The organism is Leifsonia sp. 115AMFTsu3.1, assembly GCF_004362795.1.
GTDB lineage: Bacteria > Actinomycetota > Actinomycetes > Actinomycetales > Microbacteriaceae > Leifsonia.
This window is the reverse complement of the sequence record NZ_SNYB01000002.1, coordinates 592,431-608,393: the sequence shown is the minus strand read 5'-3', so window position 1 is coordinate 608,393 and position 15,963 is coordinate 592,431. Positions and strand designations below refer to the sequence as shown.

The 15,963-nt window shown below is 66.9% G+C and carries 15 protein-coding genes; 9 read left to right on the top strand and 6 right to left on the bottom strand.

The genetic code is table 11. The features are described 5' to 3' along the window. Positions 1-23: 23 nt before the first annotated feature. The 3 genes from AXZ95_RS13855 to recQ form a co-directional block, all read right to left on the bottom strand. Entirely contained in the window at positions 24-2,129 is a 2,106-nt protein-coding gene (locus AXZ95_RS13855; RefSeq protein ID WP_018192209.1) for an acyl-CoA dehydrogenase, read from the bottom strand. A gap of 224 nt (positions 2,130-2,353) precedes the next feature. Continuing rightward, positions 2,354-2,845 carry a DapH/DapD/GlmU-related protein gene (locus tag AXZ95_RS13850; RefSeq protein ID WP_231374476.1) on the bottom strand — a complete coding sequence of 164 codons (492 nt, stop codon included), beginning with the start codon at positions 2,843-2,845 and terminating at the stop codon, positions 2,354-2,356. A 133-nt stretch (positions 2,846-2,978) separates the two neighbouring features. Further along, positions 2,979-4,973, bottom strand: a complete 1,995-nt coding sequence (gene recQ / locus AXZ95_RS13845; RefSeq protein ID WP_018192211.1) for a DNA helicase RecQ — start codon at positions 4,971-4,973, stop codon at positions 2,979-2,981. 98 nt (positions 4,974-5,071) lie between these two features. Here recQ and AXZ95_RS13840 point away from each other — a divergent pair, with 98 nt between their 5' ends. Then, the gene (locus tag AXZ95_RS13840) at positions 5,072-5,635 is read left to right on the top strand and encodes a dihydrofolate reductase family protein (RefSeq protein WP_026307295.1); all 564 of its coding nucleotides are present in this window, start codon (positions 5,072-5,074) and stop codon (positions 5,633-5,635) included. Next, a complete protein-coding gene (locus AXZ95_RS13835) occupies positions 5,635-6,498 on the top strand; it encodes an EamA family transporter (RefSeq protein ID WP_018192213.1) in 864 nt (287 codons plus the stop codon). The genes AXZ95_RS13840 and AXZ95_RS13835 overlap by 1 nt, the downstream gene beginning before the upstream one ends. An 85-nt stretch (positions 6,499-6,583) precedes the next feature. On the opposite strand, the gene AXZ95_RS13830 is transcribed toward AXZ95_RS13835, so the two are convergent. Together AXZ95_RS13830 and AXZ95_RS13825 are read right to left on the bottom strand one after the other, a co-directional pair. Then, positions 6,584-7,060, bottom strand: coding sequence for a MarR family transcriptional regulator (locus tag AXZ95_RS13830; RefSeq protein WP_018192214.1), 477 nt, complete (start codon positions 7,058-7,060; stop codon positions 6,584-6,586). Next, positions 7,044-8,786: an MFS transporter gene (locus AXZ95_RS13825; RefSeq protein WP_018192215.1), complete on the bottom strand. Its 1,743-nt coding sequence runs from the start codon at positions 8,784-8,786 to the stop codon at positions 7,044-7,046. The genes AXZ95_RS13830 and AXZ95_RS13825 overlap by 17 nt, the downstream gene beginning before the upstream one ends. 453 nt (positions 8,787-9,239) lie before the next feature. On the opposite strand from AXZ95_RS13825, the gene AXZ95_RS13820 reads away from it, so the two are divergent. The 6 genes from AXZ95_RS13820 (at position 9,240) to AXZ95_RS13795 (ending at position 14,421) form a co-directional block, all read left to right on the top strand. After that, positions 9,240-10,241 carry a RelA/SpoT domain-containing protein gene (locus AXZ95_RS13820; RefSeq protein ID WP_231374477.1) on the top strand — a complete coding sequence of 334 codons (1,002 nt, stop codon included), beginning with the start codon at positions 9,240-9,242 and terminating at the stop codon, positions 10,239-10,241. 411 nt (positions 10,242-10,652) lie between these two features. Continuing rightward, on the top strand, positions 10,653-11,090 hold the full coding sequence (locus AXZ95_RS13815; RefSeq protein ID WP_018192217.1) for an HTH domain-containing protein: 438 nt from the start codon (positions 10,653-10,655) through the stop codon (positions 11,088-11,090). A 536-nt stretch (positions 11,091-11,626) separates the two neighbouring features. Further along, the gene (locus AXZ95_RS13810) at positions 11,627-11,899 is read left to right on the top strand and encodes a hypothetical protein (RefSeq protein WP_133638916.1); all 273 of its coding nucleotides are present in this window, start codon (positions 11,627-11,629) and stop codon (positions 11,897-11,899) included. 665 nt (positions 11,900-12,564) lie between these two features. Beyond that, positions 12,565-13,782, top strand: coding sequence for a hypothetical protein (locus AXZ95_RS13805; protein WP_133638914.1), 1,218 nt, complete (start codon positions 12,565-12,567; stop codon positions 13,780-13,782). A 174-nt stretch (positions 13,783-13,956) separates the two neighbouring features. Beyond that, a complete protein-coding gene (locus AXZ95_RS13800) occupies positions 13,957-14,235 on the top strand; it encodes a hypothetical protein (protein WP_018192219.1) in 279 nt (92 codons plus the stop codon). Between the two features lie 3 nt (positions 14,236-14,238). Then, the gene (locus tag AXZ95_RS13795) at positions 14,239-14,421 is read left to right on the top strand and encodes a hypothetical protein (protein WP_018192220.1); all 183 of its coding nucleotides are present in this window, start codon (positions 14,239-14,241) and stop codon (positions 14,419-14,421) included. Positions 14,422-14,459: 38 nt separating this feature from the next. Here AXZ95_RS13795 and AXZ95_RS13790 read toward each other — a convergent pair whose 3' ends face one another. Beyond that, on the bottom strand, positions 14,460-14,816 hold the full coding sequence (locus AXZ95_RS13790) for a PASTA domain-containing protein (protein ID WP_133638912.1): 357 nt from the start codon (positions 14,814-14,816) through the stop codon (positions 14,460-14,462). Between the two features lie 724 nt (positions 14,817-15,540). Here AXZ95_RS13790 and AXZ95_RS13785 point away from each other — a divergent pair. After that, positions 15,541-15,909, top strand: a complete 369-nt coding sequence (locus tag AXZ95_RS13785) for a hypothetical protein (protein WP_231374479.1) — start codon at positions 15,541-15,543, stop codon at positions 15,907-15,909. Positions 15,910-15,963: the final 54 nt, after the last annotated feature.

The following is a 15,963-nucleotide window of genomic DNA, read 5'->3' as shown; positions in this document are numbered from 1 at the left end:
TTTGGCGCAAATCTCGAGAGGGGTCAGCGCTTCTTCTGCGACTTCTCGGGGGTGGGGAGGGTGCCCGCGGCGCGGCGCTCGGCGTAGTAGGCGCGAGCCTCCGCCTGACGCTCCGCCTCGGCGCCGGACGCGATCTTCGCGCGCACCAGCTCCGGGCCGTAGCCGAACGCATCCACCAGGTCGACGGCGTGCGGACGGATGCGCGTGAGCAGCCGGTCGATGTACGCCGAGACCGCCTGCGCCCGCTGGGGCGAGAGGCGTCCGTTCATCAGGTACCAGGCGAGGTGCTTCTCGATCAGACCGAAGCCGAACAGATCGCGCAGCCAGGTGAGCACCTGCTTCGTGCCCGCGTCGGGAGCCTGCTCCAGCGCATCCGTGAACGCCTCCCACTGCAGCAGCTCGCCGTGCGCGCGAGCCGCCTCGATGAGCTCGTTCTGCTGCGAGTTGAAGAGCTCGGCCGCGGCCTTCTTGCCCAGCTTGGACGCGGGGCGCAGCCGCCCGGCGATCTGCGCGATCATGGTCTCCACGCGACCGGTCAGCAGCTCGCGCTGGGTGGCGGGCTCCTGCAGCCAGTTGACCGACCGCGCCGTCGAGCCGAAGTCGCGGACCGTCTGGGCGACCGTCCGCAGACCCGAGCCGTGGTACGCCTTCCCCGCGGCCTGCGTGACGACGTAGCGGGCGAGCGCTCCCGCATCCGCCTTCGCGAACTTGCGGCTGTAGTCAGTCAGCAGACGCTTCGCGACGAGCTGCAGCAGGACGTTGTTGTCGCCCTCGAAGGTCACCCAGATGTCGAGGTCCTGGCGGAGCGAGGTCAGCCGGTTCTCGGTGAGGAAGCCGGAGCCGCCGCACGCCTCGCGGGCCTCCTGCAGCGTGTCGAGCGCGTGCCACGTGCTCAGCGGCTTGAGCGCCGCCGCCATCGTCTCGAGGTCCTGCCGATCGGTGTCGGAGTCGGCCTTCCCGCTGAAGACGTCGTCGAACTTGTGCAGGAAGACCTCGTGGGCGAAGCTCGCCGCGTACGTGGTGGCGAGCAGCGGGAGCAGCCGGCGCTGGTGCCGCTGGTAGTCGAGCAGCACCTCCTCGTCGGTGTCGCTCCCCGCGGTGAACTGGCGGCGCTGGTCGGCGTACGTCAGCGCGATCTTCAGGCCGATCTTGGCGCCGATCGTCGCGGACCCGTCGAGCGAGACGCGTCCCTGCACCAGCGTTCCGAGCATGGTGAAGAAGCGACGGCCGGGGCTCTGGATGGGCGAGGTGTACGTGCCGTCCTCGGCCACATCCCCGTACTTGTTGAGCAGGTCGGTGCGCGGGATGCGGACGCCGCTGAAGTGCAGGCGGCCGTTGTCGATACCGTTCAGGCCGCCCTTCTGGCCGTCGTCCTCGCCGCCGATGCCCGGGAGGAAGTCGCCGTTCGCGTCGCGGATCGGCACGTAGAAGGCGTGGACGCCGTGGTTCACGTCCTTCGTGATCAGCTGGGCGAACACGACGGCCGCCGTCGCATCCACCGCCGCGTTGCCCAGGTAGTCCTTCCAGGCGCCACGGAACGGGGTGTCGATGACGAACTCCTGCGTCTCCGGGTCGTACGTCGCGGTGGTCGCGATGCTGGCGACGTCGGAGCCGTGGCCGGTCTCGGTCATCGCGAAGGCGCCGGGAACCTCCAGCGACATGATCGCCGGCAGGTACTTCTGGTGGTGCGACTCGGTGCCGAGGTGTAGGACGGCCGCGCCGAACAGCCCCCACTGCACGCCGGACTTGATCTGGAGAGACGGGTCGGCCGCGACGAGCTCCTCGAAGGCGGCGATGTTGCCGCCGTTGTCCTCGCTGCCGCCCAGCGACTTCGGGAAGGCGCGGTGTACCTGTCCGTTCTCGACCAGGAGCTTCAGCTGACCGAACACGCGCGTGCGGTGGTCGGCGACCGAGAGGCCTTCCTGCTTCTGCATCTCCGGGCGCTTGGCCAGCTCGCGCGACGCCAGACGGGCCTCCGCCCAGTCGCCCAGCAGCTGACGGCCGAGCGCTTCGACATCGACGCGCGGCGTGACGCCGGGTGCGGTGGCCGGAGCGGGCGCCTTCGCGGCGGCGGGCGTGGCGGGGGATGCGGGGGTCGCGCTGGGGACGCGTTCGGCAGTGTCGACCATGACCTCTCCTAACGAAAATCGTGGATTCCGCCACGCTACGACCGGTCGAGCGCAACCGGAAAACGACCGTGCGCCGCCTACAAACCGCGTGTCCGACGCCCCTCCGCCCGATTGTGGAAACCTCCAAATCGGACCCCCTGCGGCGTGACACCCCGCACAAGGGGCCGAGAGCGCGAAAACGCCGCCCCGGGCAACCGGGGCGGCGTCTTCTGAGAGCTCGCGGGTCAGGCCGCGCGTCGCGGGGTGCGCGGCGCACGCACGGAGCGCAGGTCGCGCTGCTGCGGACGCGGCGACCGGAGCGGCGTGGTGAGCGCCGCCCGCGCGGCGGCCGCACCCTTTAGTTCGATGACGGAACCGGCCGCCACTTGGGTGTCGCGCTCGATGCGCGCACCGTTGCCGACCATCGCGTTCTCGCCGAGCTTCGCTCCGCTGCCGATCTTCACTCCGCTGCCGACGATGCAGCCCGCGCCGATGTGGACGTTGGCGCCCACGAAGGTGCGGTCGCCCACCGTCGCGCCCTTGTCGATCCAGCTGCCGGCTCCGACGTACGCCTCCATGCCGACGCGCGCGTCGGCCTCCACGTAGGCGGTCGGCTCGATGTAGGCCGACTCGGCCACCCGCGCGGACGGCGAGACCAGGCCTCGGCCGTTCACGTGACGCTTGTACTTGATGACGGCGCCGGTCTCGTCCTCGAGCTCTTCGATCATTCGTGCCATCTACTACTTCCTCCTCCGAGATCGCCGCAGTAATCGTTCAATGTCATAACGCAGGCGGGCAGGAAAAGATTCCCTGATGGCCGCCCGGAACGACGGACGATACCCCGCCTTTCGCCGGCCGCAAAGGGGTCGGTCAGGCGGAGGCGACGACGGCGAGGAGGGCCTCGCCGTAGGCCTCGCGCTTCTTGGCTCCGATGCCGGTGATCCCGTCGAGGTCGGAGAGGGAGGCTGGACGCGCGGACGCGACAGCGCGCAGGGTGGCGTCGCCGAAGACGATGTACGCGGGGACGCCCTGCTCGCGGGCCTGGCCGGCGCGCCAGCTGCGGAGCGCCTCGAACAGCGGCTGGTCGGCGGCGGCGAGGTCGGCGGACGCCGTGCTGCGGGATGCGCGCGGCGCGCGCTCGGGACGGTCCGGCTCCCGGCGCAGCACCACCGGGCGCGTGCCGGCAAGCACCTCGGCGCTCGCCGGCGTGATGGTGAGCACTCCGTACTCGCCCTCGGGCTTCAGCAGCTCCTTGGCGATCAGCTGGCGGATGACACCGCGCCACTGGCTTTCGGAGAGGTCGTCGCCGATCGCCCACGTCGATAGCCGGTCGTGCCCGTACTGCTCCACGCGCGGGGTGCGCTTGCCGCGGAGGATGTCGATCAGGTGGCCGGCGCCGAAACGCTGGTTGCGCTCGCGCTGCAGGCGCACGACGGTCGAGAGCAGCTTCTGCGCCGGCACCGTGCCGTCCCAGCTCTCCGGCGGCGTCAGGCAGGTGTCGCAGTTGCCGCACGGGCCGGACGGTTGCCCGAAGTAGCCGAGCAGGTCGATGCGGCGGCACTGGACGGTCTCGCAGAGGGCGAGCATCGCATCCAGGTGCTGCGTCATCCTCCTCCGGTGTGCAAGGTCGCCCGGGGAGTCGTCGATCATGCGGCGCTGCTGCACGACGTCTTGCAGGCCGTAGGCGAGCCACGCCGTCGAGGTGAGGCCGTCGCGCCCGGCACGACCGGTCTCCTGGTAGTAGCCCTCGACCGACTTGGGCAGGTCGATGTGGGCGACGAACCGCACATCCGGCTTGTCGATCCCCATGCCGAAGGCGATGGTGGCGACGACGATCACGCCCTCTTCGCGCAGGAACCGCGACTGCGTCTGCGCGCGACGGGACGCCTCGAGCCCGGCGTGATACGGCAGCGCCGTGAGCCCGTGCGACGACAAGAACTCCGCCGTCTTCTCGACGGACGCCCGCGACAGGGCGTAGACGATGCCCGCGTCGCCGGGGTGCTCGCTGGTGATGAAGTCGAGCAGCTGCTTGCGCGGCTCGACCTTCGGCACGATGCGGTACTGGATGTTGGGCCGGTCGAAATCGGAGACGAAGTGCTCGGCGCCCTCCAGCTTCAGGCGGGATGTGAGCTCTTTGTGCGTCGCCTCCGTCGCCGTCGCGGTCAGGGCGATGCGCGGGACGTCCGGCCAGCGGTCGGCGAGCTCGGAGAGCTCAAGGTAGTCCGGGCGGAAGTCGTGCCCCCACTGGGACACGCAGTGAGCCTCGTCGATGGCGAACAGCGCGATGCTGCCGCGCTCGAGGAACCGCTTGGTCGACTCCGACGACAGCCGCTCCGGCGCGACGTAGAGCACGTCGAGCTCACCCGACAGGTACGCGCGCTCGACCGCGGATCGCGCCGCGGCATCCTGCGTCGAGTTGAGGAAGGCCGCGCGCACGCCGACCGCGGTGAGCGCATCCACCTGATCCTGCATCAGGGCGATGAGCGGGGAGACCACCACGCCGGTGCCCTCGCGCAGCAGCGACGGGATCTGGTAGCAGAGGCTCTTGCCGCCACCGGTCGGCATCAGCACGACGGCGTCGCCGCCGGCCGCTACGCGCTCGATGATCGCCTGCTGCTGCCCGCGGAACTCCTCGTACCCGAACACCGTGCGCAAGGCCTCGGCGGCGGACGCGAACCGCGGCGGCGTGGAGCGGACGACGGGTGCGGTGCGCACCGCAACACCCGAGGCGGCGCCACCCCCGGCAGGCTCCTCCCCCGGCCACGGCGCACCCGCGTACGGGTCGCCGAACTCGGGCATCGGCGGCTCCTCGTCGAGGGGAGGGGCATCCCTGTCGTCGGGGATCCAGCCGTCGGTGAAGCTCATCCCTCGATCGTATCCGGGGCCGCCGACGATCGGCCGGGCTGTGCCGATCTGTGGAGAACTTCCGCATCCACAGGCCGGCCTCCGGTACCATCGCGGACATGCGGCGGCTCATCGTGACCGAGTTCATGACGCTCGACGGAGTGGTCGAGGCTCCCGGCGGCGAGCCCACCCACCGCCATTCGGGATGGACGATCCCGTTCAGCTCCGACGACCTGCGCGCGTTCAAGCTGCAGGAGGTGCTGGAGGCCGAATCCCTGCTCCTCGGCCGACGCACGTACGAGCAGTTCGCGGAGGCGTGGCCCCCGCGCGACGGCGAGTTCGCCGACAAGATGAACGGCATGCCCAAAGCCGTCGCCACCTCGCGGCCGGCCGAGCTGGCCTGGAACGCGACCGCCCTCGAGGCGCCCGTCCGCGCATCCGTCCAGTCGCTGAAGGACGGCGACGGCGGCCCTCTGCTCGTCGCCGGCAGCGCATCCCTCGTGCGCTCCCTGCTCGTCTGGGGCCTCGTCGACGAGCTGCGGTTGCTCGTCTATCCGCTGATGGTGGGCGGCGGCATCCGGATCTTCCCCGACGATCGCGAGAAGTGGACGTTCGAGCTCACCGAGCTGCGCCGCTTCGAGTCCGGGGCGGTCCTCCACACGTACCGGCTGGCCGGGAGCTGATGCCGGCCGCAGTCCTCGGGCTGCTGAGCGCCGTCGTCTACGGTTCCGCCGACTTCCTCGGCGGCGTGGCCGCCCGGCGCATCGGCCCGGTACGCACGACCGCCGTCGGCGCCGTGAGCGGCCTCCTGCTGCTCCTGCTCGCCCTGCCGTTCGTCGGCGGGGAGTGGTCGGCGGCCGCTCTCGGCTGGGGCGCGCTGTCCGGATTGGCGGGCTCGGTCGCCGTCGGTCTGCTCTATGCGTGCCTCGCGATCGGGCCGATGAGCATCCTGTCGCCGCTGACCGCCCTGATGTCGGCCGTCGTGCCGATGGCGTGGGGGCTCCTCGGCGGCGACCGATTCGGGGCCGTCGGCTATGTCGCGATCGGGATGGCGCTGGTCGCGGTGGTCCTTGTCGGCTTCGTCCCGGAGAAGGGCGCCGTGCGGCCGACCGCCCGCGCGCTGCTGATGGCGGTCGGGGCCGGCGCGATGATCGGCGTCTTCCTCATCCTGCTCGACCAGACGCCAGAGGATTCGGGGGTCGTGCCGCTGATCGCCAACCGCGCGGTGAACGGAGCCGTGATGTGGACGCTCGTCGGAGTCCTCGTGCTCCGCGCGCGACGCCGGGTGGACGGGCATCCGCCTCACCTCGAACCGCGCGGAACCGGCATCGCCGCGGCGGGAGGCGCACTCGACGTCTCGGCCAACGTCCTCATCCTGCTCGGCTTACGGCTCGGCGAACTGACCACCATGTCGGTGCTCGTGGCGCTCTACCCGGCGGGCACCATCCTGCTGGCCGCCATCGTGCTGCGCGAGCGGGTCGCGCCCGTCCAGTGGGTCGGCCTCGTGCTGGCCGTCGCCGCCGCAGCGCTCCTCTCCCTCACCTGACCCGCCCCTCGACCAGGCTCCGAGGTGCACGTCGTTGCGGCCGCGGCCGGCGTGTCGCGCGCATCTACGTGCACCTCACGGGATGTCAGGACGCGGGAGGCGTGGGCGGCGTGACCTGCGCGGCGCGTTCGAGGGCGGGGAGGGCGGCGCGGATGGCGTCCACCTGCTCGGGGGTGAGCTCGGCGAGGATGTCGGCGACGGCCCGGGCGCGGTCCGACCGCGCTTCGAGCAGCAGCGCCGTTCCCGCGTCGGTGCCGGAGACGAACAGGGAGCGGCGATCCTGCGGGTCCGGCGTGCGCTCCACCAGGCCGCGCGCTTCGAGCTCGGCGACGATGCGGGTGATCGTGGGCGCCGCCGCCACCTCGATGGCTGCCAGCTCGCTCGGGCGCAGCGGTCCGTTGCGGACGATGGTCGACAGGGCGGAGAGCTGCCCATGGCTGAGCCCTCCGGTGGATGAGCGGATGCGGCGGTTCAGCCGCCCAGCGGCCAGGGCCAGGCGGCCGGGGACATCGTCGTCGCGTCCGGCCGCCGGCCGCTCGTCAGCTTCATGCGCGGTGGGCACCGACTTCCTCGCCTTCCTCGGTGGCCTGCCGCTGGGGTGCGACGGCCTCCTCATGAACATACTTGGCTCCGCCCAGGAAGGAGGCGACGGCGCCGATGACGCTCATGACGGCGGCAGCGATGAAGACGACCACCAGACCGTCGTGGAAGGGCCCGGAGATCAGCTGCGGGAAGAACTCCTTGCCCGTCAGGGTGGCGCCGTCGACGTGCGGCGCGGTGAGGATCCCGGTCGGTCCGAGCAGGCTCTGGATGGGGTTGTAGCCGAGGAAGGCGGCGAACAGGCTGCCCACGGGCGGGGTGTTCCCGACCTGCGCCGCGATGTGCGATGGCACGCCGTGCGAGGTCAACCCGTTGGTGAGGGCCGACGGCAGCGCGACCGACAGCCCCGCGATCATCAGCGAGAAGAAGATGCCGATCGACAGCGAGCTCCCGGCGTTGAGCGCGACACCGGCCATCCCGGATGCGGCGCCGCGTTCGTTCGCCGGGACGCTGTTCATGATCGCCGTGCGGTTGGGCGACGAGAACAGGCCGGAGCCGATGCCGTTGAGACCGGTGAGCACCGCGAACTGCCAGTACTCGAAGTTCACGGGGATGAGCAGCAGGCCCACGAAGGTCGCCGCCACCAGGAGCAGGCCGACCGTCGCGAACGCGCGCGACCCGAACCGGTCGGAGAGCGCACCGGAGATCGGTCCGGCGATGAGGAAGCCGATCGTGATCGGGAGCATGTAGATGCCCGCCCAGAGCGGCGTCGACTCGTAGCTGTAGCCGTGCAGCGGCAGCCAGATGCCCTGCAACCAGATGATCAGCATGAACTGCAGGCCGCCGCGCCCGATGGCGGCGAGGAATCCGGCGAAGATGCCCGAAGAGAAGGCGCGGATGCGGAACAGCCTCATGTCGAACATCGGCGCGGGCACCTTCAGCTCGATGACGACGAACAGCGCGAGCAGCACGATGCCGCCGATGATCGATCCGAGCACCCACGGGTTGCCCCATCCCTGGCTGGAGTCGCCGTAGGGCTGGATGCCGTAGGTGATGCCGGTGAGGAGGGCGATGAGCCCGATGCCGAACGTGGCGTTGCCGAGCCAGTCGATGCGGCCGGGGTTCTTCTGACCGACCTCGTGCAGCGACTTGATGGACCAGATGGTGCCGATCACGCCGAACGGCACCGAGACGAAGAAGACCGCACGCCAGTCGATCTCGGCGAGCACGCCGCCGAGGATGAGGCCGATGAAGCTTCCGGCGATGGCCGCGACCTGGTTGAGGCCGAGGGCGAACCCGCGCTTGTTGGCCGGGAAGGCGTCGGTGAGGATCGCGGTCGAGTTGGCGAACAGCATCGCGCCGCCGACGCCCTGGACGAACCGCCAGACGATCAGCCACATCGCGCCAGGGCCCCCGCTGAACGGGTCGAGGCAGAGCGCGATCGCGGCGAGCGTGAAGATGACGAACCCGAGGTTGTAGATACGCACACGCCCGAACTGGTCGCCCATCCGCCCGAACATGACGACGAGCACGGCGGTGACGAGCATGTAGCCCATCAGCATCCACAGCAGGTAGGAGACGTTGCCCGGCTCGAGCGGGTTGAGCTTGACGCCGGTGAAGATGGCGGGCAGCGAGATGATGACGATCGACGAGTTGATCGTCGCCATGAGCATGCCGAGGGTGGTGTTCGAGAGTGCCACCCAGCGGTAGTGCGGGTGGTCTTTGGTGAAGATGCCGGTGCGGGCCACGGGTGTCCTTGTCAGAGTGCGCGCGAGTACGTGGGAGTTCGGTTGTTTATATGCGTCAACTATATAACCGCGTTGCCGCGACCGTGCTGGTCGCCTGGGCGTCGACAGTTCGCGAATCAGTCAGGACAGCACCAACTTGAGTTGGCACTCAACCCGTCCCATGGAGATTTCCGCGTCCGTGGACATTCCCGTCATCGACGCCGAGCGGCTGCAGAGACATTGCCCGCGAACTGATATCTCGAGCATTGGTGGAGAGGCACAGCATGGTCCGAACTGGAGCGCTTGAGGTACCCCCACCGGGAATATTTTGCGGGCGGGTCTTACGGGAATCGCCCTGCTCTTCGAAGTACGCGATCCGGCGCGTTAGGGTGAGGCCGGCACGGGTGTCCCGTTTGTCGACCGGCTAACGGGCGCGCGTGTGCGAACATAATGAGCATGGCTCGCATAACGCCGATGCATTCAAAGAAGGCAGTCCGGCGCGCGGGCGAGCGAATTGGCAATCGTCTGGGTACGCCCGCAGAGCTCGAAGAGGCCCGTGAGATTGTCGGCAACTTCCGAAGCGCTCACGGCTACCCACTGCTCGCGGTGACCGTCAACGCACGCGCCCGAGCACTGGCCGTCTCCAACGACGCGATCGTTGCGCGCAGGTTGAAGCGCCTTCCAACGATCATGGACAAGCACGAACGGTACCCAGACATGAACGTCACCACGATGCAAGATCTTGGGGGATGCCGTGTCATCTTCGAGACTGTGGCTGAGGTAGAGGAGCTTGTTAGCGCCCTGCGAAGTTCGAAGCGGACCCAGAATCAGATTGTTCGGTACTACGACTACATCAGAGAGAATCCTGGGCCGAAGAGTTCGGGGTACCGCGGTGTGCACCTGGTTTACGAGTATCAGGCGTCGCAGGAGGAGTTTCATGGCCTTCGCGTCGAGCTCCAGGTACGCACGGCGCTGCAGCACGCATGGGCGACCGCAGTCGAGACCATGGATCTTTTCTCAAACAGCGGACTGAAGTATGGCCGCGCCGACGCGGATCTTGAGCGCTTCTTTGTAGTTGCAAGTTCGCTGATGGCGCTTGAGGAGAAGACGACGTTGGTACCTGGCGCCAGCGATTCCCTCACGAGTCTCAAAACGGAGCTGCGGTCTCTGGAGTCGAGTGTCGGAGCGATCTCTCGACTTGAGGGTTATAACGCGATCGTCAGCCAACATGCGCACAGCAACCGTCGGTCCGCACTGACTCTCGAATTGAAACGGCGGGAGCAAGAACTGACGGTCACAGTCCACGAGCGGATAGCCGACGCTGAGCGACGCCTCGCCGAGCTCGAGGCGCGCGACGACGAAAACCTTGACGCCGTTCTCGTGAACGTTTCCCAGATCGGGCAACTCGAATCCGCGTATCCCAACTACTACGCGAACAGCACCGCCTTCACGCAGTTCCTACGCGAGCGTCTTTAGACCCGCCCGCACGAGGATCGGCTTGCGCACCTGCGTCTAGAGACGAGACCGCGAGCGGAAACAGACGGCTACGGGGCTTTCGGATCAGGCTCGCTCTGCGACCAATCCTTGTCCTCTGGGTTCTCTGTCTCATCCGAGTGCGGGACGGCGTTCCAGAAACCCGCAGATCCTTGCCACCATTCGGGCCTAGTGGCTTGGCCGCCCAATCCAGGAATTTCTCGCCTCGTTCGCCCACAAGGACAGTATGGCGCGGCCGGCGGCCGCCGATATGTCCGCTTCGAAAGATCCGTGGAGCGTCCGCAAGCCGATCGGCTTTCGGGCGCGAGCTGTCGATGCAGGGGCGGCGCTCGGGTAGCGTCGGCCCTGCATCCGAGGAACCACATTGCTCTAAAGATCGCGAGGGTAACTGCCATGACAGTGCAGGGATTGAACGTCGGGGACGAGTTGGGACGGCTCATTGCGGAGGGAAGCATCTCTATGCAAGCCCTCGCGGCAATCACCGGTATTGCACCCGCACGCCTAAAAAGGCTCTTGGAGCTGGAGCCGGGTCTTTCTGCAGCCGTAAACGAATTCTCAGAGGATGAGATTCTGCGCGTCTCCACGCTTGCCGGGCAGCTGACGTGGGAGGCAGAGATCGGCGACTATGAGCGCCTCCGTGCGATCGTCGAGACGCTGACGACACAGTTCGAGCTGACTAACGAGAACATTGCACGCCTCACCCGAATCAAGGTGGAGGACCTGGAAGCGTTCTTCGATGATCCCGATTCGGTGTCGTGGGAAACCAAGTTCGCGATGGCCATGCGCCTGTACTACCTCTTTCACGCTGTGTTGAACGCCACAGCGAAGTAGCCGCCGAACCGCTTCCGCTGCGGCCCTCGTTATGCTCGGTCGTCCGGGAACAACCCTTCCGGGGGCTGCTTGTAGGGCAACGGATCACCCTTGCCGCACTGGTTCTCCGGGGACATCGCGTCGGCCGGCGCGAACGGCCCTTGCGGCGTCCATCAGCACGGCCATATGCGTGTCGGCGGTGGTTGGGCCATCACACACTCCTCCCGTTAGAGGGATCGTCAAACGCGCAGAGGCGTTGTGATGGACGGCAACAACTCCCTCCTCAGTGACACCCGCTCATGCCAGTACGCGTGGGCAAATTGCGACATGCCGTTGGGGATACGGCAGTACGGCGACATCGATAAGCAACGCCTGGTAAACGATCCCTAACGAACAGCCGGGGCCGGAATCAGCTTGCTGGCGCACCTCCGACGTATAGCCACAGCGGCCGAACGAATCGCAGACTCCCTGGAAAGCAGCACAGAACTACCGAGCCGACGGACGAACACCGCGCGTAGCAAGATGGGCTATCGAACCTCAGGGCAAAGAATGGATACATGACACATTCGCCCGCTAGCCTCTCTTGGATCGGTTTCACCAAGGATCAGTACGACCTCCTCGAAACACCGCACTTCATCGGTAACAACGGGTGGGATCGAAACGGGCAAACCGACGAGATGATGCCGGGGCTGCTAGAGCGCGCCGCCGCCCAAGGCCTCTCACTCGCGCGTATCAAGGAAGCCATGACGGCAGTTGGTCACTCGCGGGCGGAGCTGCACCAACTGGAACGGCGGGAATCCAAACGCACGACTGGAAGGTTTGGGCGCTGAAGAGGCGCGCGGGTCACGCGACACAGTGAAGGTGCTCAAAACCCTCTCGCGGCGGAGTTCAGGGAGTTGACGCGTATCAGGCGATGCCCGGCATACTGGAGTCGGGGAGGCGATACAGATGAGGAGCGCGGCGAGACGGTGGCAGGCGCTGCCGGCGGGCGCTGAGGAACGCCGACGGTTGATTCGGCGCTTCGGGCTGGCTGCAGTCTTGTCTATCCCGGCCGGAGCTGTGATTGGTCTGCTCTTCGGCGGGTTCTTCCTGCTCGTTGGTAACCCAGACTGGCTGCAGCGCCAGACTACTGAGAGCGCCCTGTGGTTCGTCGTTGGGTGGGCGACAGTCTGCGCTGGGGTGGCGGCTGTGGCCGCGGTTGGAGCCACACTGGGCGTGCTCGCCTGGACTGCGGCGGGCCATGCGCGAGGTCGTCCGGCAGCTGGAGCGGTGGGATCAGCCGTGCTCGTTCTTATTGCCGGCGTCGTAGGCGATTTGCTGTTTGCGCCGTGGCCGATCTATTCGTACATCGCAATGCCGGTTGCGGCTCTCGCTGCCAGCCTCGCGGCTGTCGCAGTGCGAGGCGCTGACCGCCAATCCCACCCGGTCCACTGACCGGCGGTATTTTGTGGATCGGTTCTTGTGGCGTACAGACCGTTCTGTATAGGTTCCATGTATGAACTCACAGAAACCACTAAGGCGCTCAGCTGCGTTGCTTATTGCCGCTTCTGCGGCCGTTGCCCTCACCCTCTCGGCAGCTCTCCCAGGCGCGGCGGCTGAAACGGAACCAGTAGCGGGCGAGTTCCTGGTGGACGTCAGCGAGCCGGGCCTCCAGACTCTCGACGGCGGTGAGCTTGAGCACGTCTCCGTTGCGCGCGCCAAGGCCGCGACGGGTTCACACGCGGCAGTGCTGCGGTCCAAGCGAGGCACCCTCGCCCTCAGCGATGAGGTCGGAATGACCATCCAGAAACAGTCGCACAAGTGGTTCTGGGCGGCGACGCCCAAGGGCGTGGATCTGTCGTGGGCGGATGTGGCCGTCGACGCACCCTACACGGTAAAACGCGATGGCGTTGCCGTGGCGACCGTGGCGGAGCCGTACTTCCACGACGGCGCCGTCACGGCTGGCAGCGAGCCGGTCTACGAGGTATCGACCACCATGCCGGTGCCCGAATCCGAATGGACAGACGCGGATCGGGCTGCCGTTGAGTCCGGTGAGGGCCTCCCGAGGACGGGCGCCGAGTGGGGACTCAGCGTGCGCGTACCGACAGGAGAGTCGCTGTCGTCGATGCAGGCTGCGGCGACCAACTTCACCACTCAGGTCGTCTCCAATGCGACCACCACACTCCGGTACACCACGTTCATCCGTCAGCCAAACGTCAGCTCACCGCTGGGCGGGTGCACCTATACCTGGCCGAATCACGTCTACGCCGGCGACAACCGCGGTTTCTCCGCGACGTCGGACGCGTTCCGTACGCGCTGGGATCGTGTCATCGAGTGGTACGGCTCAACCCCCGATCACGACAACACTTGGGTCGGAACCACGCACGTCTACGACCTCAACGGCAACCTGATCGCCCAAGATACGGCTGCACCGAATTATCTTGTCGGCGGCGGAATGGGGGCCGAGGGATATCGCATGTGGGACGCGTATTTCGACATCCGCAACCCGTTCTGCTTCGCCGGCTCGATCAGGGCGGACTTCACCGCGTCCGTCTACCAGTCGGGCTCTTGGTCCCTCTCTGGCAGCCACCGTGGAGCGCCGGACCACGAGGTGTATATCAAGCACAGCAACACCGGATGGCAGACCGTCTACCAGCTCCAGGCGCTGAACTTCAACTGCCTGGTCGAGGTGGCCTGCGCAAGGCAGCCGATCAGCTCCTCGGGCAGCCTGTAGCATCCGAGCCCGACGGCCTCGGCGCGTCGTCCTCACACCATAAGGGTCCTGCTCCTCGAGAGCAGGACCCTTATTTGATTGTATTCGAGCGAGGCTATCCAGCACGTAAGCGGATCGTTTAGCGGGCGGTAGCGGACAGCGTCGTGGGGTAGGTCGGCTCGATAGTGTGAGCGCATGCTGCGACGAATCTGGGTGTGGGTGCTGCTGGGGGCAGCTGCCGTCTTGGTGCTGGTCGGAGGCGGGATGCTGCTCTTTGCGCCGGCGTCCTTCGGCTGGACTGCTTACGCGCCGCTGTCGGATGAGTCGTTCTCCTTTACCGGGATGTACCCCCTCACCACTGACCGGGCAGTCGGCGCTGGACTCGCAATCGTCGGGCTGCTGCTCCTGGTCGGCGTCCTCGGCTGGGTGTTCGGGCGCCGTTCAGCATTTGCGCGACCAGATCGAGATGACTGACTGATGCTGCAGCAGCTGGTGTGGGCATCCTGCGCGACTGCGCCGCCCAGCGGTCAAGAGTGCAACGACACGGTGGCCCTCACCTCGCCGACCCCGCCGTGGTTGCCGCTGGCCATTCTCGGCGCGTTCATCGTGGTCGGCGTCGTTGTCACACTCGTGCGGACTCGATCTCGGCAACGCTCCTGATCAGCCAATGGTGTGCGCAGCTAACCCCGTGTTGACCGTCAGACGGCGGAGTCGTCCGGCTCAGTGAGGTCGATGAAGGTGTCACGCTCAGCAACGGCGTGAGCGACATTCGACGGTGGCGTTTCCGGTCGAACCACTGCCGCGTTGGAGTCCGCCTCGCCGTGCGCGACGATCTCCACCGTGACGGATCCCCAGCGAGACACCGCAGCACCCGCGGCGGGATTCTGTGAGGTGATGTAGAAGAGCCCAGGCCACGCCAGCGCGCCGATGGGCGGTCCGTCCGGGTCCGTGTTCGCGAGCGTCACGCCTGCAGCAGAAGCCACATCGCGACCGACGTGGAACGGCAGCCCAACGACATCCGGTACGGTCACCCGGTCAGCGAAAAGGTCGACCACGAGACAGAGAGTACGCCGACCGCAACACCGCCGATACGTGCGGAAGAGTATCCGTTACGGCGACACGAGGGCAGGCTCTCGTCGTCTGCGACCTTTACCTGGAGGGTCACTAGGCTGTGCGAGTGGCCCATCAGGTGACACGAGCCAGCGTGCCGATCAGACCAACCGCCTGGTTTTGGTGGGTGCTCGCGCTCACATCAATTGTTGCAACCGTCGGTCTGGCAATGTTGGGTGCTCTGGTGTCCTTCGCAGGAGCGGATCTGAGCCCAACAAGTGGCGGCTGGTCGATCGCGTTCTGGCTTGTCCTCTTCGCCTCTATCGCCTCATTCTGCGTAAGTATTGTGCTCCTTCCGGCCACTAGGCGCCGAGAGGTGCGAGCCGGCTACACGACGGTGCCCACAATGGCACCCCAGGCCGAGTGGCGCGACCACGCGACTGGTCTTGTACTAAGGCAACCGGGTGAGCCAACTCCGACCGGATCGATAGGCGAACTCCGAAGGGCCGCGGAAGGACGCCGCGATGGTTTCGACTGAAGCGATTAGTTCGATTCGGGATCGGCTTACGGGCGTTATCCGAAACATGAAGCGGTCTGCTTGGATGGTGCGATGACTGTGCGGTTTCCTCGTGCTGTCGCCGTGCGCTGTGCGCCATGTCCCTAAAGTGAGACAGACGGCACCGAACCGGATTTCCTGGCGTCCCCGACACAGTCTCCTAGTATTCAGCTATGAGCGACAAGCCACCTTCGGCACCGCCGATCCCGTCCGGCTGGCATGCCGACGGCAGGGGTCGCGTTCGTTGGTGCGACGGCACGTCATGGACGAATAAACGCGCGCCGTTGGCGCACACCATCCCGCAGGCACCGAGCAACAGCGTCGGTCTGACCGGGTTCGTCCTCGCGTGTGTCGCGTTTGCCGCAGCCCTTCTCCTCGGAGCGCTCGGCGTGCTCTTCGGCCTCGTCGGCGTGGTTGTCTCCCTCTTCGGAATCGCCGAACGGAATCGCGGAGCGCGGCGGTTCGCCGTTGCAGGCGCGATCATCTCCGCGGCGTCGGTCTGCGTCGGCATCTTCACGTTTTGGTTGGCCTGGACGTCTTGAACCGCGATATCGAATGTGAAGGCTTCGTGGCGTCCAAGCGGCCCGCGTGATCTA